The organism is Sporosarcina quadrami (assembly GCF_014836615.1).
Classification (GTDB): domain Bacteria; phylum Bacillota; class Bacilli; order Bacillales_A; family Planococcaceae; genus Sporosarcina; species Sporosarcina quadrami.
In genome coordinates this window covers 83945-104692 of sequence record NZ_JACSQN010000007.1, presented here as the reverse complement: position 1 = coordinate 104692, position 20748 = coordinate 83945, and the positions used below count along the sequence as shown (strand labels likewise).

The 20748-nt window shown below is 40.6% G+C and carries 15 protein-coding genes; all 15 read left to right on the top strand.

Annotated elements, in window-relative coordinates; all coding sequences use genetic code 11:
• The first annotated feature begins 38 nt into the window (after positions 1-38).
• The 15 genes from H9649_RS09290 to H9649_RS09220 all read left to right on the top strand — a co-directional run bounded on the left by H9649_RS09290 (position 39) and on the right by H9649_RS09220 (position 20737).
• On the top strand, positions 39-1211 hold the full coding sequence (locus H9649_RS09290) for an anhydro-N-acetylmuramic acid kinase (protein ID WP_263614050.1): 1173 nt from the start codon (positions 39-41) through the stop codon (positions 1209-1211).
• Positions 1212-1270: 59 nt separating this feature from the next.
• Positions 1271-2599 (top strand): ABC transporter substrate-binding protein, encoded by a 1329-nt coding sequence (locus tag H9649_RS09285; protein ID WP_191694469.1) that lies wholly within the window; start codon positions 1271-1273, stop codon positions 2597-2599.
• Between the two features lie 57 nt (positions 2600-2656).
• Complete coding sequence (locus tag H9649_RS09280) at positions 2657-3601, top strand: carbohydrate ABC transporter permease (RefSeq protein WP_225229781.1); 945 nt, start codon at positions 2657-2659, stop codon at positions 3599-3601.
• Positions 3602-3615: 14 nt separating this feature from the next.
• Positions 3616-4587: a carbohydrate ABC transporter permease gene (locus H9649_RS09275; RefSeq protein WP_191694468.1), complete on the top strand. Its 972-nt coding sequence runs from the start codon at positions 3616-3618 to the stop codon at positions 4585-4587.
• A complete protein-coding gene (locus tag H9649_RS09270; protein WP_191694467.1) occupies positions 4584-5753 on the top strand; it encodes an exo-beta-N-acetylmuramidase NamZ family protein in 1170 nt (389 codons plus the stop codon). Before H9649_RS09275 ends, H9649_RS09270 begins: the two co-directional genes overlap by 4 nt.
• Before the next feature lie 11 nt (positions 5754-5764).
• Complete coding sequence (gene murQ, locus H9649_RS09265) at positions 5765-6673, top strand: N-acetylmuramic acid 6-phosphate etherase (RefSeq protein WP_191694466.1); 909 nt, start codon at positions 5765-5767, stop codon at positions 6671-6673.
• Positions 6674-6714: 41 nt separating this feature from the next.
• Positions 6715-7587: a MurR/RpiR family transcriptional regulator gene (locus H9649_RS09260; protein WP_191694465.1), complete on the top strand. Its 873-nt coding sequence runs from the start codon at positions 6715-6717 to the stop codon at positions 7585-7587.
• A gap of 561 nt (positions 7588-8148) precedes the next feature.
• Entirely contained in the window at positions 8149-9888 is a 1740-nt protein-coding gene (locus H9649_RS09255) for an AAA family ATPase (RefSeq protein WP_225229780.1), read from the top strand.
• 509 nt (positions 9889-10397) lie between these two features.
• Complete coding sequence (locus H9649_RS09250; RefSeq protein WP_191694464.1) at positions 10398-14915, top strand: endonuclease; 4518 nt, start codon at positions 10398-10400, stop codon at positions 14913-14915.
• A 377-nt stretch (positions 14916-15292) separates the two neighbouring features.
• Positions 15293-16087: a CpaB family protein gene (locus tag H9649_RS09245; protein WP_191694463.1), complete on the top strand. Its 795-nt coding sequence runs from the start codon at positions 15293-15295 to the stop codon at positions 16085-16087.
• Positions 16088-16120: 33 nt separating this feature from the next.
• The gene (locus H9649_RS09240; protein WP_191694462.1) at positions 16121-17281 is read left to right on the top strand and encodes an AAA family ATPase; all 1161 of its coding nucleotides are present in this window, start codon (positions 16121-16123) and stop codon (positions 17279-17281) included.
• Positions 17282-17292: 11 nt separating this feature from the next.
• On the top strand, positions 17293-18642 hold the full coding sequence (locus H9649_RS09235) for a CpaF family protein (protein ID WP_191694461.1): 1350 nt from the start codon (positions 17293-17295) through the stop codon (positions 18640-18642).
• On the top strand, positions 18639-19565 hold the full coding sequence (locus tag H9649_RS09230) for a type II secretion system F family protein (RefSeq protein ID WP_191694460.1): 927 nt from the start codon (positions 18639-18641) through the stop codon (positions 19563-19565). The genes H9649_RS09235 and H9649_RS09230 overlap by 4 nt, the downstream gene beginning before the upstream one ends.
• A gap of 4 nt (positions 19566-19569) precedes the next feature.
• On the top strand, positions 19570-20502 hold the full coding sequence (locus H9649_RS09225) for a type II secretion system F family protein (protein ID WP_191694459.1): 933 nt from the start codon (positions 19570-19572) through the stop codon (positions 20500-20502).
• A gap of 28 nt (positions 20503-20530) precedes the next feature.
• Positions 20531-20737, top strand: coding sequence for a hypothetical protein (locus tag H9649_RS09220; protein ID WP_191694458.1), 207 nt, complete (start codon positions 20531-20533; stop codon positions 20735-20737).
• Positions 20738-20748: the final 11 nt, after the last annotated feature.

Below are 20748 nucleotides of genomic sequence, written 5' to 3'. Positions count from 1 at the left end.
ATCTTACTCATACAGAAAGGAGAATGTCAGTGAATGCTATGCGAGTTTGTGGTTTAATGTCTGGCACTTCCTTAGATGGTTTGGATATAGCAATTGTGGACTTTTCGTTTGCCAATAATCAAATTCAACACGATTTGTTGTATTTCAAGACAGTTTCTTATGAAGAGAGTTTGAAAAGCGAGTTACATTCTCTCATGAATCCTATGACACCTTTACGTACAGTATCATCAATGAATATGTATTTAGGAGAATTTTTTGCGGATGAACTTCAAGCAACAATTAAGGAATCCACAATTGACTTTGAATCAATTGACTTAATTAGCTCTCATGGTCAAACAATATGGCATGAGCCATCTACTGAAAAAGATAGTGTTTATACAAGGCCTAATACGATGCAAATAGGCGATATATCTGTAATTGCACAAAGAACAGGTAAGACGACGATTGGCGATTTTAGAACGCGCGATATGGCCGCGGGTGGGCAAGGAGCGCCTTTAGTTCCATTTGCCGATCAACTCTTATTCCAGTCGGAAGAAAAAGGACGAATTCTTTTAAATATCGGTGGTATTGCAAATATAACTGTTTTAGCACCTGCTCAATCTGAAGAGGAAGTCATAGCTTACGATACCGGACCAGGCAATATGATTATTGATGCTTGCGTGGCAAAATATACAAATGGTCAAAAAACGTATGACGAGAGTGGGATGATTGCCTCTACCGGTAAGGTCAATAGAGAATGGCTGAATGATCTAATGAAGCATGATTATTTTCATGCGGACATCCCAAAGACAACAGGCAGAGAGTTATTTGGAACTGCATATGTCGAAAAATTATGGAGAGATGGAGAAAAATATAATTGCTCTCATGCAGATATAATAGCGACGGCTACAATGCTGACTGCTACATCGATAGCAAAAGAAATTCAAAAGTATGGCAACACACACGAAATTAAAGAAGTGATTGCTAGTGGGGGTGGTGTTCATAATTTAACGTTAATGAGCTATATAACAGAGCAATTGCCTGCTAGAATATCTCTGCTAACTTCAGAAGATATTGGCGTAAATGCTGATGCAAAAGAGGCATTTGTATTTGCATTACTAGGTTATTTAGGGGTTCAAAAACAACCAAATTCTCTACCGGTAGCTACCGGTGCCAGCATGCAAACAATAATGGGGAAAATTGCATGGGGCAATTTAGAGGTATCACGGTAATAGATTTGGGATAGTGGCTAGTTTGTAAACAGTACTAAAAAAAATAGGGGGGTAAAATGATGAAAAAGTTTTGGAAAAAATCAACGATGTCGATTTTATCATTAGGCTTGGCTGCATCTGTTCTTGCAGCATGCGGTGACAAAGAAGAAACTGGGAACGCTGAGGAGTTTAAAGGTAAGATCACCATTTGGGATGGTCCTAGATGGGCGGATGAAGATGAGAATAAGTTCCACTGGATGGAAGAGAAAATTAAAGAATACGAAGCGAAGCATGATGGAATTAAAATCGATCTTGTCCAAGTTCCGTGGGCTGAAATGGGCGACAAACTAGGGGTATCCATTACGGGTAAGGCATGGCCGGACATTGCTCCTGTGGACATTAGTGGAAGTTCAGTGAATATTGATCATATTGAGCAAGGAGTAATCGAATCTCTTGATCCGTTTTTTGATAAAGAGGCAAAAAAGGACTTTTACGATAATGCATTAGAAGCATATACGCATGACGGCAAATTATATGGAATACCTAGTAGTATTACATTGCACACAATGCTCTTAAACTTAGATCTATTCAAAGAGGCTGGAGTTGAACCACCAAAAGACGGTAAGTGGACGTATGATGAGTTCTTGGATACTGCTGAGAAGTTGACGTTTGATCGTGATGACGATGGAAAAACGGACGTTTATGGATTCTCGACATATATTATGCCTGGTTATTATGAAGCATGGCCATTCTTCTATAAAAATGGGGGATCACCACTTAACGAAGACATGACGGAATTCACTTTTGACTCCCCGGAAACAGTCCAGGCGATACAGGACTTGGCCGACTTGAAATTGAAACATAAAGTTGCTCCTGAAACACATGGCGGTAATGATGTCGGAGGAACATTCCAATCTTGGGCGAACGAAGAGCAACGTACAGTTGCAATGCAACCATGGGCAACTTGGGCAATCGGTGCTGCGCAAAGCACTTATCCTACTAACTTTATGGTAGCAGAATATCCTTCAGGTGATTCTGATAAGCCTGTAACAATCGGCGGTGTCGGTGGCTGGATCATGATGCACCAAAAAGATGTGAATAAAAAAGCGGCTGTTGCCGATTTCATGAAATACATTTCATCGGCTGAAGAACAGTATACAATGTCTCAAAACTACGGTGTTTTCCCAGCTCGTATTAGTGCTGCGGACATGGAACCATTCAAAGAGAATCCGGAAATGGCACGAGCTATGGAAATGTCAGATCAAGTTGTGATGTTACCACGCCACACTGAATGGAGAAAGATTGACGAAGCTATCCAAAATGAGCTCCAACTCGTATTCAATGGTGAAAAAACTGCTGAACAAGCAATGGCAGACGCTAAAAAGGCAGTAGATAAAATACTAGAGTAAGAACAGGAAAGCAGGCATGTCACACATATGCCTGCTTCACTTTTAGGAGGTGTCCAGATGACTCAAATGCCTATAGGTGCAGTACCTAAAAAAGAAGAAGAAAAGTTGAAAGTCATGAAGCGTCCGAATAAAAACATCATCAAAGATATGAAGAAAAATTATAGTGCATATCTGTTTTTATTGCCGAAGCTCATTCTCTTCACATTGTTCATAGCCATTCCGGTTGTATGGGCATTTTTCATATCGTTTCAAAAGTATAAAATTTTCGGCAGCGAGTTTGTCGGATTAGATAATTACATAGAAGTTTTTCAAAGTGACGCATTTAGGATTGCCTTGAAAAACACATTATTATTTACGATCGTTACAGTTCCATTTGGTGTCATTAGTGCACTTGTCTTGGCATCACTCATATTTGAATTAGGGAAGATATCACAAACACTTTTCAGATCTGCATTCTATTTGCCTACAGTCACCTCAATGGTCATTATCGCAATGGTGTGGAGATGGATGTATAACTATGACTTTGGTCTATTCAATTACGTATTGGGTTGGTTCGGAGCAGGTCCGATTAATTGGCTTGGTCAATCGAGTACGGCTTTGTGGGCTTTAATTATTATGCAGTGTCTAATCCCGTTTGGAGTTGGGATCATATTATATTTAGCTTCCATGGGAGCAATTTCACAATCATTGTACGAAGCCGCAAGAATGGATGGAGCAGGTAAATTTAAGCAGTGGTTATACATTACAATTCCACAGTTGAAACCAACGACATTATATCTTGTGTTATTAAGCACGATAGGCTCTTTTCAAGTGTTTACACAAATCATCATGATGACTGGCGGAGGACCTGGAAATGCGACCGAAACGCTTGTACATCTAATTTATAAGACAGGTTTCCGTGACTTTGAGTTTGGTCTTGCCGGGGCTCAATCAGTTGTATTGTTTGTCATTATCCTCATCTTTTCCGTCATCCAATTCCGGGTGCTTCGTCATGATGAGTGATTGGAGGGGAAGAAATGAATAAAAGACCACTAGATCGTTTTAATAAACTGATTATCTTTTTGCTTCTATCAGTGTTTGCAGTAGTTTCATTGCTTCCTTTATATTGGGTTTTCTCTACGTCACTGCAATTGAGCAGTTACCAGTCTCAAGATATGGAGCGTCCTGTATCTTACGTGGACTCTAATCCACCTAAAATGTACCCAATGGGAATTCCACTTTACTTTGAACACTGGGGAGAGGCTAGAAAGGCCGAAAAAGCCGGTGATGCAACAGAAGAAGCATATCATCGCGATATGATGAATCATATCGTGTCTAATACGTTTGGAAGTTTTAAGACATTGTTTAAGAAGCATGATGTAGGTAAATGGTTTTTTAACAGCATTTATATAGCTGTTGTCGTGACAGTCGGTATATTATTAATCGACTCAATGGCTGGCTATGTTTTAGCTAAAAAGAAATTTCCTGGACGGAACTGGATATTTTGGATCATCATTTCAACGATGATGATTCCTGGCCAAGTAACGCTAATACCTTTATTTATTATGATTGGTAATTTAGGTTTGATGGATACACACTGGGCGTTAATCTTACCGGATTTATCAATGGTGTTTGGGGTATTCCTAATGCGTCAGTTCATGTATTCCATTCCAGATGAGTTACTTGAAGCCGCTAAAATTGACGGAGCGAGTGAATGGAGAACATTTTGGACAGTCGTGCTGCCACTCGCGAAACCTGGTTTGGCGGCACTAGGGATTTTCACGTTCATGAACGTATGGAACTCTTTCTTATGGCCAATTATCGTTCTGAATACAGCAGAATTATATACACTGCCTGTCGGTTTGAAGACGTTGCAAGATGCAAACTTGGCTAGTTTTAAATTACTGATGAGTGGAGCAGCTGTAGCGGCCATTCCGATGATTGTTGTATTTATATTGTTCCAGCGATACTTTGTAAAAGGGTTAACTCTTGGTGGAGTAAAAGAATGAATAACCACAAGCGGGTAAAACTAGGTGTAGATAGGTTTTTTGAGCAAGATATGAAAGGTTTGAAAAATTCGAAAATCGGGTTGCTTACAAATCAAACAGGTGCAAATAGCAATTTTTTATCTACAATCAAGTTATTTAACGATCACCCGGAGGTACGGTTAACTGCTCTTTATGCTCCTGAGCACGGATTGCTAGCTAACGGTAAGGAAGGGGAGAGATTCTCTCATTCAGTACACCGTTCCACAAAACTTCCGATTTATAGCTTATACGGAGAAACAAAGAAACCGTCCGATCAAATGATGGAGGATGTTGATGTAATCGTATTTGATATACAAGACATCGGCGCTAGATACTATACGTATATCTATTCAATGGCACATATGATGCAAGCGTGTGCTAGAACTGGAAAGAAAATGATAGTACTTGATCGACCGAACCCTATCGGAGGAACTGTAGTTGAAGGGAATTTAATAGACAAGGACTATACATCTTTTGTAGGTCTATATCCGATTCCAAATAGACATGGGATGACGGTCGGTGAATTAGCTCTTTTCTTTAACGAACAGTTCAACATCCATTGTGACTTGGAAATTGTAGAAATGGAAGGGTGGAAGAGAAGCTATTTTCACGGGGATACAGAACTTCCATGGATTCCCCCTTCCCCCAATACAACGACCCAGGATATGATGTTACTGTATCCTGGTACTTGTTTAATAGAGGGAACCAATTTATCGGAAGGCAGAGGTACGACACAACCATTCGAAATTATTGGAGCACCTTTTATTGATGGGGAGATGTTGCAGGATAAGGTGAATGCATTAGGATTAGAAAATGTTTATGCCCGCTCTATCGCCTTTACTCCAACTTATCAAAAATATAAAGATGAATATTGCGAAGGTATCCAACTTCATCTAACAAATCGTGCATCTTTTCAACCTGTGAAAACAGTCATATCTATTCTAATGTTGATAAATGAATTGTATCCCAAACAGTTCTGTTTCTTGAAGTATGGAAATTTGAAACACCCCATGTTTGATTTACTGGCGGGGAATGATTTATTACGTAAAGGGATACTAGAAGGTAATATTGAAAAATATGAACTTCAAAGTGAAGTGGATACAAAACGATTTAAGCAGCAGAGACAAAAATACTTGTTATACAGATAGGAAGGCGTACGATGGACAAATTATCTTTATTGATGACTGAAGAATCGAACCCGAAATCAACAAAGCTAGATGAGATGAGTGTTAGTGAGATCTTGACATTAATGAATGAAGAAGATCAATCCATTGCATATGCAGTTAAACAAGTACTCCCTCAAATTGAAAGTGCCGTAGAAAAAGTTGCAAGCTCCTTTAAAAATGGTGGACGCCTACTATATATAGGTGCTGGAACTAGTGGCAGAATTGGCGTAATGGATGCTGTAGAATGTCCCCCTACTTTCAGTACATCTCCTAATCAAGTCCAAGCAATTTTAGCAGGCGGAGAAGGAGCAATGTATGTTGCAGTGGAAGGTGCAGAAGACGATGAAACATTAGGCGCTTCAGATTTAAAAAAGCTAACGATTAACGAATATGACGTCATAATGGGAATTGCTGCGAGTGGGCGTACTCCTTATGTAAAGGGAGCTCTTCAGTATGCAAATTCATGTGGAGCTACAACTGTAAGTTTATCCAGTAATAAGAATGCCATAATTAGCAAGTATGCGGATATACCAATTGAAGTATTGACAGGCGCTGAGGTCTTAACAGGTTCAACTCGTTTGCGTGCAGCGACAGCCCATAAGATGATTCTTAACATGATCACTACTACTGCAATGATAAAGACTGGAAAAGTATATAAAAACTTAATGGTGGATTTGCATGCTAGCAACTACAAGCTGCGTGAACGTGCGAAAAAAATGGTAGGTACAATAACAGGGATCAGTTATGAATTGGCGGAAGAATTACTAGAAGAAACGGATTATAATGTTAAACTGACTGTAGTGATGATCTTAGCTGAAATAACTAAAGATGTTGCTGAACAGTTGTTGGAAGAAGCGGATGGATTTGTAGGAAAAGCTGTGAAACTAGCTTCTCTAAAATAATGATGTGAATTTAAAAGCAGTGACTGAAGAGGAGGCAGAAGATGGCAATTACAAGCGGTGGATTAGTTTTACTTAAAGAAATGAAACATATGCTTCCTCCTTCAGAACAAAAAATTGCAGATTATATATTGTCCAACCCACAAGACGTCGTAACTATGACTGTTTCAGATTTAGGGGAAATTAGTCAAACGAGTGGAGCTGCGGTTACAAGACTTTGCAAGTCATTGAAATTAAAAGGCTTCCAAGAGCTGAAGTTAAGAATTAATGGAGATCTTGGACGCAATTATGAAATTACAAACCGAGATATACAGCCGAACGAATCTGTCGGGGCAATCGTTCAAAAAGTGACAGAGCACGCAGTTCATACTTTATTGGAAACGTCTGAACTTATGGATGAACAACAAGTGGAGCAAGCGGTAGAAGCAATTGTCCAAGCGGAAAACATTCACTTCTTTGGTGTTGGTGCATCGGGAATACCTGCAATTGATGCTCAACAAAAGTTTTTACGAATACACAAAGCATCTACTGTAAGTACGGATTTGCATTTGGGCGCGACAATTATGGCGAATGTAGGAGAACGCGATGTAGTTGTCGGTATTTCGTTTTCTGGGGAAACATTTGAAGTGAGAAAGATTTTGGAACTCGCAAACGAAAATGGAGCAAAGACTATTAGCTTAACAAAATATGGGCAATCGTCTATATCAAAAATCTCTCAAATACAGTTATATACATCACCAACAAAAGAAGCCAACCTCAGAAGTGGTGCGACATCCTCTAGATTAGCGCAACTACACGTAATGGATATCCTTTTCATGTCTGTAGCATCCATGCAATTTGACACGACTATAAAGTACTTGGATGCTTCACGTGAGGCAATAAAAGAAATTCAAAACGAGAATTATCGCAAAAGATAAGGGTAGATTTCATTGCTCATTGGTGAATTGGAAAAGGGCCAACCCCATGAATGGGGCGGCCCTTTGATTTGTATAGTAACTTTTTAAATTGAAGTGTTGTATTCATCTAATAGATCCGTGATCCGGATGCTGTCGAAAATGATCAATGCCGCGGTCATTTTTCCACTGGGTGTCTTCTATCCTTAAGCAACGCAAGCCCTACCTTCTCTTACGTCCTTGCGACCCTTTAGTCGCGCCAGTGTGAATAAGTGTCCTCAAAAACAGTACGTAGAATGCCATATGTCAAATTGCAAGTTACTATGAGTGGTGCTAATATTTTATTATAGCATAAAGAGGAGTAGAAAGCAATCGCTGTTCTTGTTAGTGCGAAATAATCATTTGAAGTGCTAGAACATATCTTCTGAAATAAACTTTATTAAAGCAGGTTTATAATCTATTTATCAATGTCAAGTTAGATAGATAGCGTTGTTAATTTGTCAAAAATGTTTTTATTTTAATAGTGCATTTTTGTTATCAACTCTTATATAATAGTGTTATCTAGTCGAAGGAGTTGGGGATGGCTTGAAGCCAAATTCAAAGTTTACAATGAAGATTGTCGTCCTAGTCGCTGTAGTCATTGGTGCAATAACAAGTATTGGATGGTATATCTCAGGTACGCCAAAAGGAATGGATGTGTCTTTTTCTGAATTTGAAAAGACGATTCAATCTAATGCGGATCAAACGTTAGCTTTGAAGGAATCGGCTGATGGGACATTGTCGTTGAATACGCAAGAAGGTCTCTATGTAACGCAAGTTCGCCCACAAAGTCAGCTGGCAGAACAACTCGTTGAAAAATATAATTTAACTTACAAATATGCAGATAGCGGAAAATATAGCGGTTTACTCTTCATAGGATTTCTTATCGCTGCTTTACTGACTCTTTTCGTATTACACCGAAAAGGGAAGTTAGGTGCAGGGGTTTCTTCCATGAAGAACGGAGCTTCAAAAGCGACAGCACTTCCTGATATTACACTCGATGATATTGGCGGACTTCCTGAAGAAATGAAGGAAGAGATTCATCAGACGCTATCGATTATTAAAGATCCGAAACGTGCTACGCAAGTCGGTATTAAAGCGCCAAAAGGGATTTTATTGTACGGACCACCGGGAACAGGGAAAACGTTACTTGCCCAAGCGATTGCACATGAAATTGGAGCGACGTTCTATTCTTCAAGCGGTTCTGCTTTTACGGAGTTGTTTGTTGGTGTAGGAGCATCGCGAGTTCGTTCTTTATTCCAAAATGCACGTAAGCAACGTCCGGCGGTCATTTTCATCGATGAAGTCGATGCGTTGGCAGGAAAACGTAAAGAGCACGGTGGCGAAGAGTCTGAGAAAACGTTGACGGAGCTGCTTGTGCAGTTAGATGGTGGCAATGATAATGAAGGGATTTTGTTCATTGCGGCAACGAACCGGAAAGACATGCTCGATGAAGCATTCCTTCGTCCAGGGCGGATCGATTATACATTTAATGTGCCTTTGCCTGATACAGGTGGACGTCGCGAAATCATCGATATTCATACAAAAGGCCGTAAGTTGGCAGATGAAGTGTATGCATCACTAGATGTTTTGGCTGAAAGTACGTCTGGCTTCTCAGGTGCTGAATTAAGTTCATTGTTTGAGACAGCAAGTAAACGGGCAATCCGTGATGGACGTGAAAAGATCGGTAAAAGTGACTTGGATTTTGCGATCGATCGTACGATTTTAGGTAGCACATCGAGAGCGCTCAATGATATGGATACGAAACGTCGTGTAGCCATCCATGAATCAGGACATGCTTTGATTGCCGCATTGACAAAGCCTGGTTCAGTCAGAAAAGCGACAATTATTCCAAGAGGACAAGCATTAGGATATGTTGCACCGATTCAGAAAGAAATGCATTTGCAAACTGCGAGTGAATTAATGGATCAAGTGAGTATGATTCTTGCCGGTGGCGTTGCTGAACGGCTGTATCTTGGTGAACATAGTATCGGCGTGAGTGGAGATGTACAGCAAGCGAAAGAAATTATTGAACGGATGGTTGATACTGGGTTGCTGCTAGAGAGCTTTTCACTAACGTTTAATAAAAGTGAAAAGGAATTGAAGATGCAGGCAATCTTCGGTGTCGCGTTACGCAAGACGGAGACGCTCATTAAAGAAAATGCAGCGCAGTTTGAAGAACTCGTCAATGTGTTGTTTAGAAAAGAGACATTGGATGGCACAGAAGTCCAGGCAATTGTCGATGGCGACGGCGTGGAAAATCAGAAGTTAGCTATTTTTAGCTGAAAATAAAGTAATTGGGGCATCCTTTCAATGAAGTTTTGTTGAGAGGGTGCTTTTTTGTGTAATGAAACGTAACCGCGCCGTATCGAAATGTAGCCGTGTCGCAACGAAACGTAAAGCGTTCGTATCGAAACGTAGGCGTCGCAACGAAACGTAACCGCGCCGTATCGAAACGTAGCCGTGTCGCAACGAAACGTAAAGCGTTCGTATCGAAACGTAGGTGGCGCAACGAAACGTAACCGCGCCGTATCGAAACGTAACCGCGTCGCAACGAAATGTACCTCCTAAAAACGCACCATGCAACTTAACACACCCTTTTCGCAATATAAAATCCATCAAAAGCTACATGACTTATTTACGAATTATTACAAAAAGTCTCATAGTCATTAAATAAATCAAATGGTACGATTAAAAAGAAACCTATTAATTTAGTAGTTTACTAGAAAGGAGCGGTTTTCATACTATCTTGAACGCACTGCACCATATTTCAAATCTGAGAGGAGATAGGTACCATGCGCAATAAGAGATGGAGAAAGCGTTTGAACAGTATTCTAGCTATTGGTTTAATTGTAAGTATGAGCATACCGACAATTCCAGCAACGGTGAAAGCGGAAACTGTAGCATCTGATTTGATCATTTCTGAATATGTAGAAGGAAGTAGCTTTAATAAAGCAATTGAGTTATATAACGGGACTGGGCAATCAGTTGATTTACAAAATTATTCTCTGGAGTTATTTGCAAATGGAGCAACGACTGCAACTTCAAAACTTAGTTTGACGGGTTCGTTAGCGCAAGGTGATACGTTTGTCATCTACCATCGTGATGCAGCAACCGGCATTAAGCAGAAAGGGGATTTGGAAAATAGCACAATTACGAATTTCAATGGTGACGATGCGTTCGTCCTTAAAAACTCGAATGCGATTATTGATTCCTTTGGACAAGTAGGCGCGCGCAGTAATTGGGGTACAGACGTTACACTCGTTCGTAAACCTGATGTTTTGCATGGTGATGCAATCGCGGATGATGCATTCAATCGGGATGGTGAATGGATCGTTTATCCGAAAGATACATTTGATCATTTAGGTGTACATGAAATGGTTGGTTCCGCCCCTGGTGAACCTGGTGATCCAGCAATCATTTCTATTGAAGAAGCCCGCTCCGTGAATTTAGGGGAAATGGTTACTATAAAAGGTGTAGTAGCAGCCAAATTGAAAAATACGATATCCCTTCAAGATAGCACGGGTGGAATTGCTGTGCGGCCGACAAGTTTGGCTGTCTCAGTCGGTGATGAAGTGACATTGACAGGAACACTTGTTGACTATCGTGGATTATTGCAATTGGATACTGCACAAGTAATTGAGCGCACTGAAGGCGTAGGCGAACCGGCGCCGAAAGTAATTACTGGAACAGATGTTGGTGAAGTTAATGAATCTCAGCTTGTTACCGTGCATAATGTTATTCTCACAGATGTCCAAGCTGGCAGTGGTTGGGCAAATTATGCAGCGACAGACGGTCATGAGTTCATTGTCCGAGATGAAGGAGCTTCATTAGGGCTAGTAGTAGGGACAACATATGATAGTATTACTGGAATTGTTCAGCAGTTCGATAACGACTACCAAGTTATACCTCGTTCTACATCCGATATTGTCGTAGATAGTTCAGTTGTACAACCAGTATCCGCAAATCCGAGTAGCGGTACGTTTATCGGAAATGTCAAAGTTTCATTAACAACTGGAACACCAAATTCAACAATTCTTTATACCGTAGACGGTTTAGATCCCATTGAACACGGCGCATCTTATTCAACGCCAATCGACATACAAGAAGATACGACTGTCAAAGCGGTTGTAAAAACGAATGACGATCGTTATAGTGACATTTCTACATTTACGTATGCAATTACAGAAAGTCTCCAAATTCATGACATCCAAGGCGAAGGACATACATCCCCCTTCACAAATCAAGTCGTGGAAGGCATAGAAGGAATCGTGACGTATAAATATGTGTTGAGCGGTTCTACGTATTATCACATCCAAACGCCTGACGAAAAACGCGACGGCAATCTGCACACGTCTGAAGCCATTGTCCTTTACAGTGGAAAGGATACGTGGAATCTGGCAGTGAGCGACTTAGTTTCTGTCACAGGAACGGTAAGTGAATATGCGATTGACGGATATGCAGATCGACAGGAAACGGATTTAAAAACAACGCAAATTAATGTGCGTGACGATCGTGGCGGCAACGTGCAGATACTTGAGCGAAATGTACCGCTTCCAACACCATTCATCATTAATGAAGAAAACGTACCAAAAGAGAAAATTGCCAGTCATCAATTCGCGGAATTTGACCCGACCATATATGCGGCTGATTTCTGGGAAAGCCGTGAAGCAATGCTCGTTCAAGTTGGTGATGTAAAAGCGGTTTCTCCGCAACAACATGGTGACTTGGTTACGGTATTTGCAAACTCTGAAACAGAGACACGTAACGGTGGGATTTTATTAAAAGAAAACGACCAAAATGCCAATCGTATTCAATTCAGATTGGAACCAAATGGTCCAGCGAGAGAGTTTAAAGTAGCGACTGGCGATTATTTTGCGGGACCGTTGACAGGAGTAGTCGGCTATTCATTCCAAAACTATAAAATCTATACGTCTTTGGATGAGATGAGACGTGCGCATACAGTTGGAAACGCACAACCTGAAACGACAACGATTGTGAAATCTGAAGACAAACTGACGATCGCTTCCTACAATTTAGAGAACTTCTCAAATAACAAAAAGACGACGACGGATGATAAAGCACGTAAACTAGCACGGGCTTTTGCAATCGATATGCAAAGTCCTGATATTATCGGAGTGACAGAAGTACAAGATAATAATGGTCCGGATGCTGGAGACTCGAAGGCCAATCAAAGCTATGAGCGACTCATTCAAGCGATTTCAGATGCAGGTGGTGCTCAGTATGAATATGTAAATATTGACCCAGTAAACAACGAAGACGGAGGACAACCGAATGCGAATATTCGTGTCGGCTTCCTATATAACCCTTCTCGTGTCTCAATGACGGAAGGGATTCCGCATGGAGATGCAACGACTGCTGCCGGATATGCAAACGGGAAGTTGACGCATAATCCTGGACGGATTGAACCGAATGATGCGGCTTTTGACAGTAGCCGAAAACCGTTAGCTGCACAATTCGAATTCCAAGGTGAGTCCATTGTTGTTATCGCAAATCATTGGAATTCAAAAAATGGAGATACGCCACAATTCGGCTCCATTCAACCTCCAGTAAATGGCAGTGAAATACAACGTAAAAAGATTGCAGAAATTGTTTATAATTTCGTAACGGAAATCAAAGAAGATAATCCAGAAGCGAATGTCGTCTCGCTTGGCGATTTCAATGACTTCCAATTCGCAGAGAGTTTGTTAATTCACGAAGGCAGTCTAATGACGAATATGATCAACCGCGTCGATGAAGCTGATCGTTATTCGTATGTGTTCCAAGGAAATTCACAAGTGTTGGACCACATACTCGTATCAAATAATCTAGTCGAACAAACTGAAGTAGACATTCTGCACATTAATGCTGACTTTACCGACATGGCAGGGCGTGCAAGTGACCATGATCCTGTCATGGTGCAGATTGGATTTAACCCGCCTGTGATTTGGGAACCTGTGCCAATTGGTAAAGAATATAAACTGATTGGTACATTCAGGAAACAAGTGGTGATTGCTGAGCCAAGTGTCTCCGTGTACATGGATGGAAATTCTTCGTTGAAAGATGGTTTGTACCTGAAAGGGGATTATGCCGAACTTACAGGGGAAGGGTTCAAGACAAATCGAGTCATTTTGCAAGCAAAGAAAAAAGGCATGATCGTCCATATGAAAGGGACTGAAATGGGCAATGTTGTCGTGGAAGGCTCACACCCTCTAGAAATTAGAGGAGCTGAAAACATTCAAAAGATCACCTTCGTAAAAGGCGCAGATGCTTCCAAAGTGGTTTTCTATAATTCCAATGGGAAACGCATCTCACTGCCTTCGTTAAATAAAGCACCGGTCGTCAGCAAACCGATACCAAACAAAGAACTAAAAATCGGTGAAAAAGTTTCTATAAATCTCGCTGAACATTTCAGTGATCCTGACGGTGATACACTAACGTTTTCATCAACAAAAGGAATCGTAGATTTACAGACGAACATTCTCACGTTACATCTACCTGAAGGAAGTCATATCGTTGGCGTGACTGCCCGCGATGGAGAAAAATCCGTTACTGCTTCTTTCACTGTCATCGTATCGGATGAAGAAATTGATGCTCCTACTGATGGTTATTACAAAGATGCCATCGGTAAAGAAGGGCAAGCGTTGAAAACAGCTCTTCACGGGATCATTTCGGAGCATCGTAAACTATCATACAGTGAAGTGTGGAATGCTATTAAAGAAACGGATAGCGACCCGAGTAATGCGGATAATGTCATTTTGTTCTACTCAGGAGAATCCCGTTCGAAAAATCGAAACGGTGGAAATGTCGGAGATTGGAATCGGGAGCACGTATGGGCAAAGTCACACGGGAACTTTGGAACAAGTATTGGACCGGGAACGGATATCCATCATTTGCGTCCAACCGATGTTCAAGTGAACAGTTCGCGTGGCAACCTTGATTTTGATAACGGAGGATCTGCTGTTAAAGGATGCGACGGTTGCTACAAAACAGCGAATTCATGGGAACCGCCCGATCGGGTGAAAGGCGACGTAGCTCGTATGCTGTTTTATATGGCGACGCGTTATGAAGCAGGGGACAGAGTGGATCTCGAGTTGAATGAACTGCTCAACAACGGGAGTAACCCTTACCACGGTAAGCTGTCCATCCTATTGCAATGGCACGAGCAAGATCCAGTTGATGAATTTGAAATGAATCGAAATAACGTTATCGAACAAATTCAAGGAAACCGGAATCCATTCATAGATCATCCGGAATGGGTTCACTCCATATGGGAAAGTACACAAACAGATGAAGTAAGAAAAGCATCATAAATCGGACCAGTGGCGTAAGAGCCACTGGTTATTTTTAATTCTATCAACTAATCTAGTAGCCCAACAAATATCTTGAATTCAAACATCTCAATTTCAAGATATTTTATCAGATAAATTGATTCATAAGTCACGAATCACAAATAGTAATAAGCCAATGGACTACAATTTAACAATAGGACGACTAAGTAATCGGGTGTCTATTTACAAATATTGGTTTATAATAAACTTTCGAACTAGCGACTATCGTCTCTTAGTCTTTTTAAAAGGTTTGTCACAACTTTGACACGTTATATTAGTGATGTTAATAATTATGCATAGTCAGACAATAGACGACTAGATTAATAGAGTTTATTTTTTTCGACGAAAGAGGGTTTGGGATGCTAGAGGCAAAAAGACGTGCTGCCATATTTTTAGTATTAGCATTTATTTTAGCGGCAGTAACAGGTTATCTTGTACTTGAAAAAGTGAAAGAGTTAAATGCAGAACTTGGTGGAATGACATCCATCTACATTGCAAAAGGTTCCATACCTTCCCGCTCTCCAATCGAGTTATCGCAAGTTACGAAGATGGATATACCGAATAAGTTTTTGACAGATAGCCATATCGTATCTGAGAAGGATTTTGAACACCAAGTATCAATCGTTCCATTAAATCCTGGTGATATCATCACAAAAAATATGATCAAACCGATTTCAAACTTGCAGGATGCGAATAATCGACTAGTGACGATGTATCGAACAGATAAAGTCCAGTTTGATCAAGTGCTCACAGCGTTGGATCGTGTCGATATTATTGTATCAACGAGCAACAATGGAAAGAAGAAAACGGAAGTGTTCATGACAGATGTACTCGTAGCATTTGCACAGGGGACGAATGATAACTTTTCTGGCGTTGCAGTAGAAGTGACTTCTGAGGATGCACCAAATCTTATTCACATGCAGCATTATGCCGATCATATTCGAATTTTGAAAGCGAATGTCGGACAAGCATCTTCATTTGGTGATGAGGTAGATAATGAAGCGGTAGATGGAAAAGCAACTAAAGAAGAACCGGCTGAAAAACCTGATTCCAAAATAGAAGACGAAACGAAAACGGAAGAAGGTAAGAAGAAGGACGAAGCTGCAACCGAACAAAAATCGTCTGAGGAGACTACGGATGCGTCGAATAAATAAATGTGATCATTCACTTATTGAAGGGTGAGGCCGGTGGAGAACAATTTAAACATTATGATCGTATCAGACGAAGATACACTCATGTCTCAATTGAAAACGATAGCCGAAACAAAAACAAAAAATGTAATAGATGTTAAATCTAACGAAGCAATAAGAGAAATGAATAGAGAAATGGCACATATTGTCATTTTCGTTCAAACGGACAATGATACATCTGTTGAAGTCGTACAGATGTTGAAAATCATCAATTCGAATGCACTTATTTTATTTATCGCGAATGAAACGGACTTTACATTATTACGCAATATGACTCGCGCCGGAGTCGATGAATTTTTTGTTTTTCCGGATGAATCAAGTTTGTTTTCAAGTCGTTTCCCGAATATCGTCAAAAGTTATTCCGTGAAAAAAGCTTCGAACGAAGAGACTGTTGCCACAACTTTTGGTCGCGGAAGAGGTAAAATCGTTACTTTTTATAGTGGAAAAGGTGGTAGTGGGTGTTCGTTACTCGCTTCTTCATTTGCTCAGACGATGAAACTGGAATCTGCAGCTGAAGTCATCCTTATTGACCTTAATGGGCAATACGGCGGGGTGGAGACATTACTTTCCATAGAGTCGAATCGGTCGTTGGCTGATTTGTTGCCAGTCATTGAAGAGTTGAATGAAAGTCACATCCGAAACGTTGCTCAAACCGAAGAACACTCAAAAATGGAAGTGCTGATCAGCCCTTGTGATCCTGAAATTTTGGAGACGCTCAATGATGAATTCGTTGCTAAATTGTTGAGGACATGCAGACGGAGTTTCGATTATGTCGTTGTCGATTTGCCGACTGCCATAAACGAGCTCGTAGTGACTGCTATGGAGGAGTCCGACAAAATCTACTATGTTCTGACACCAGATACACCATCGTTAAAGATTATGAAACAATATGAAGAACTTTCCGAAAGACTAGGATTAGTGCTGACAAGTCGGATGGAAATCGCATTGAATAAATTATCAAAGGATTATGAAGTGAAGCAAAAAGACCTGCTGAATGTACTTCGTTATCCGGTTATTGCTTCCATCAGACAAGATACAAAAGGATTGCAATCTTACATTAACCAAGGCCAACCGGTACGGAAGCAAACAAATGAACGGAAAATGATCCCTTTTGCAAAGGATATTCGAAAGTTTGCACGTCAAGTTGCAAAACAGTAGGGGGGTGGTGAATGGTGAGTTCATTATTCGACCGTCGTAAAGAGAAATTAGCGAATAAGCATTCTACAACTTATCAATATGAAAATCACCTTGTCGATGAATTAGTGGATCACTATAAAGCCAGATTGCTCCGTGATACAAATCTCGAAGCGTTAACCCAGTTATCTCAAGGCGAGATGAGACTTCGTATTGAGCAATATGTCTCGCACTTCATGTCTGAAGAAAAAGTGATCATCTCTAGAAATGATAAGGAACTGTTAATCACGAGAATTTTGGATGAAGCAGTAGGTTACGGACCATTAGAGCCACTGATTAAAGATTCATCCGTTACAGAAATCCTTATTAATGGTTTCGAAGAAGTTTATGTAGAAAGATTAGGGAAGCTTGAATTGGTAGATGTCTCATTCAGAGATGATGAACATGTACGCCATATTGTCGACCGGATTGTTGCTCCGCTAGGTCGAAGAGTGGATGAAAGTTCACCTATGGTGGATGCCAGATTACCGGATGGTAGCCGAGTAAACGCAGTCATCGCACCAGTTAGCTTATCAGGAACACTTGTCTCTATCAGGAAATTTCGTGAAGATCCGTTTAAAATCGATGACTTATTGGAGCTTAATTCTTTAAGTGAATCAATGGCTGAATTTCTCCAAGGAGTCGTCAAAGGCAAGATGAATGTGCTTATTTCAGGTGGAACCGGTTCTGGTAAAACGACATTGTTGAATGTTGTCGCGACTTCAATCCCGCATGGTGAACGTGTCATCACAATTGAAGACTCTGCCGAATTGCGCTTAGATCGGCCCAATGTGGTAGGTATGGAAGCCCGCCCCGCCAACGTCGAAGGCAGGGGAGAAGTAACAATTCGAAATCTCGTACGGAACGCGCTTCGTATGCGTCCGGATCGTATCATTGTCGGTGAAGTCCGAAGTGGGGAAGCATTCGATATGCTTCAGGCGATGAATACGGGGCATGAAGGATCTTTGACGACAGTCCACGCCAACTCACCAGCAGACGCTATGCGTCGTGTTGAGTCGATGGTCATCATGGCTGGAATGGATTTACCTTCAAGTGTTATACGTGAGTATATAGCAGGAGCCCTTGATATTATCATACAAGCAACACGATTAACAGATGGAACAAGGAAAATCATCTCAATTTCAGAAGTCCAGAAAAGTGATGACGGCACCCATCGGATTGTTGAGATTTTCAAATTCAAAAGGACAGAGATGCTTGAGGATGGAACGGTAGTCGGTCATTTTACACCGACTGGAGAAGTTCCTGCGTGTCTCGAACAATTACGCACTTTTGGTGTCAAAATGGATGAACACAGCTTTCGTAAGAATGAAGGTGTACATGCATGAAAGAAGCAGTTGTAGCAGCGCTAGCCGTATTTATATTTCTAATAGCCTTGTATTTTCAATTGGATTACCGGAAAAGAAAAAAAGAATGGCGTAAAGACGTCCAAAATTTCTATTTAGATGGGGAAAAGCGAAAAAGTATTATCGTCGTTATTGGTACCAAATTCGACGAGACACAGACAGCAAAGGAAATGGAACCGAAGTTATCGAATGCCAATATCTCTTTCACTCCATCAGAATTTTTAGGAGCGATGATTGTCGCCTATATGGGCATAGTTTTCGGATTGGTGAACTTCTTCCAACTGACATTGCTTCCAGCGCTCCTAGTCGGACTATTACTAATTGAAGGATCCAGAAGACTTCTGTTCATTCTACGGAAAAACAAGAAAAAGCAAATGTTGATAGATCAACTTCCGGAAATTTGTAGAGTGCTCGCAAATTCTACTAGATCAGGTATGACGCTAAATCAGGGAATTCAACTCATCACACAAGAAATTAATGAGCCGGCGAAAAGTGAGTTCAAAAGACTGGCGCATGAGTTGTCATTAGGAATCGAATTCTCCACTGTCATCCGAGCTATGGAAAAAAGAGTGGATCATAAGGAATTCCAACTATTTACGGCGACCCTTCTTATTCAGAAAAAGGCCGGAGGGAATTTATCGGCTGTGTTGGATGAAATGAGCCAAACACTTGATGAACGGAAGTTGCTCAAGCAGGAAGTGAAAACGATGACTGCTGAACAAAAATATGTATCCACCCTTATTCCGCTCATTCCTATTTTTCTAGTGCTCATGATGAACAACATTATTGACGGATTCCTAGATCCATTATTTAGCGGTGTCGGGTTGATTTTATTGGCATTTTTCTTATGTGGGACAACGTTAACTTTTGTCATCGTACGAAAAATTACGAATATCAGGGTGTGAGTGTGTGGATGGTGTCATTGCTTTATGTATCGTACTAGTCATATTGACGATAGGTATTTCTTTACGGTCTTTTTATGTGTATTTGAATGAAAAAAGAAGTTTGCAAGAAGAAATCAATGAATCTGTTTTCAATGAACATTGGATTGAGAAAAAGAAAACACGTAAAGAGAAAAGTCTGGAGAAAATCTTCAAGTTTGCGGATGATTTTACCGACTTAGGGCAACGGATTAACTTTTTTAGCGAAAACGATGAAGTGAAAATGTATTTGACGCAAGCTGGTCATCCATATGGTTTGACGGTTGCCAGATTCCAAGGTTTGAAGATGTTTATGTTAGTCGCCGGTTTTTTCCTTGGCGGTATTCTCTTCATCCTTCAATTTCCGTTTTCACAGTTCATGCTCATCGTATTACCAGTTGCCGGTTTTGTAGGAACGGTGTTCTGGTTGAAAGGGAAAGCGAAAAAGCGACAAGAGGAAATTTCCTATCAGTTGCCAGACTTCCTGGATACGATGAGCGTCACGCTCCAGGCAGGAGTTGCGATGGACCAAGCATTAAGAGATATTGTCCATTACTTTGAAGGCCCTGTGAAAGAAGAATTTGGTCGATTCATTCAAGAACTGAGCGTCGGTGTCCCACGGGCAGAAGCTTATAAGTCATTGCTTGAGCGAAATGACAGTAAAGAATTTCAATTGCTTATCAAGTCACTCATCCAAGGCGAACGCCTAGGGGTCCCAATTGCTGATACGTTTAAACAACAAGCCGAAGAGATGAGGAAGTTAAAGAAAGAGCTCATTAAGGAAAAGGCTGCGAAAGCTTCACCTAAAGTGACGTTAGTAACAACTTTCCTGATTTTACCTTCTGCTCTCGTCCTAATCGGAGGCTTGATGATTATTAATATATTCAACGAGAACAAAGGAATTTTTGATTTATTTAATTAAAATATAAAAAACAGAGGAGAGATTCAGAATGAAAGAAAAATTAATGGTAGCTTGGACGAAAATGATGTTTCCAGTAAAGAACGAAAGAGGTGCGCAATCTCTTGAATGGCTTGGGATAGCTGCTTTACTCATTTTGGTGCTTGGAATCATTTCCACTGCATTAAGTGATCAAAAAGGTTCAATTGGCGATTTAGTGAAAAATATCATTGATAAAATCAGTGGAATGGTCGGTTAATTTAAGGCGGA

Bases quoted from the DNA above. Each gene is read 5' to 3' on its own strand.
- H9649_RS09290 (WP_263614050.1), top strand. From the start codon at position 39: ATGCGAGTTTGTGGTTTAATGTCTGGCACTTCCTTAGATGGTTTGGAT.
- H9649_RS09285 (WP_191694469.1), top strand. From the start codon at position 1,271: ATGAAAAAGTTTTGGAAAAAATCAACGATGTCGATTTTATCATTAGGC.
- H9649_RS09280 (WP_225229781.1), top strand. From the start codon at position 2,657: ATGACTCAAATGCCTATAGGTGCAGTACCTAAAAAAGAAGAAGAAAAG.
- H9649_RS09275 (WP_191694468.1), top strand. From the start codon at position 3,616: ATGAATAAAAGACCACTAGATCGTTTTAATAAACTGATTATCTTTTTG.
- H9649_RS09270 (WP_191694467.1), top strand. From the start codon at position 4,584: ATGAATAACCACAAGCGGGTAAAACTAGGTGTAGATAGGTTTTTTGAG.
- murQ (WP_191694466.1), top strand. From the start codon at position 5,765: ATGGACAAATTATCTTTATTGATGACTGAAGAATCGAACCCGAAATCA.
- H9649_RS09260 (WP_191694465.1), top strand. From the start codon at position 6,715: ATGGCAATTACAAGCGGTGGATTAGTTTTACTTAAAGAAATGAAACAT.
- H9649_RS09250 (WP_191694464.1), top strand. From the start codon at position 10,398: ATGCGCAATAAGAGATGGAGAAAGCGTTTGAACAGTATTCTAGCTATT.
- H9649_RS09245 (WP_191694463.1), top strand. From the start codon at position 15,293: ATGCTAGAGGCAAAAAGACGTGCTGCCATATTTTTAGTATTAGCATTT.
- H9649_RS09235 (WP_191694461.1), top strand. From the start codon at position 17,293: ATGGTGAGTTCATTATTCGACCGTCGTAAAGAGAAATTAGCGAATAAG.
- H9649_RS09230 (WP_191694460.1), top strand. From the start codon at position 18,639: ATGAAAGAAGCAGTTGTAGCAGCGCTAGCCGTATTTATATTTCTAATA.
- H9649_RS09220 (WP_191694458.1), top strand. From the start codon at position 20,531: ATGAAAGAAAAATTAATGGTAGCTTGGACGAAAATGATGTTTCCAGTA.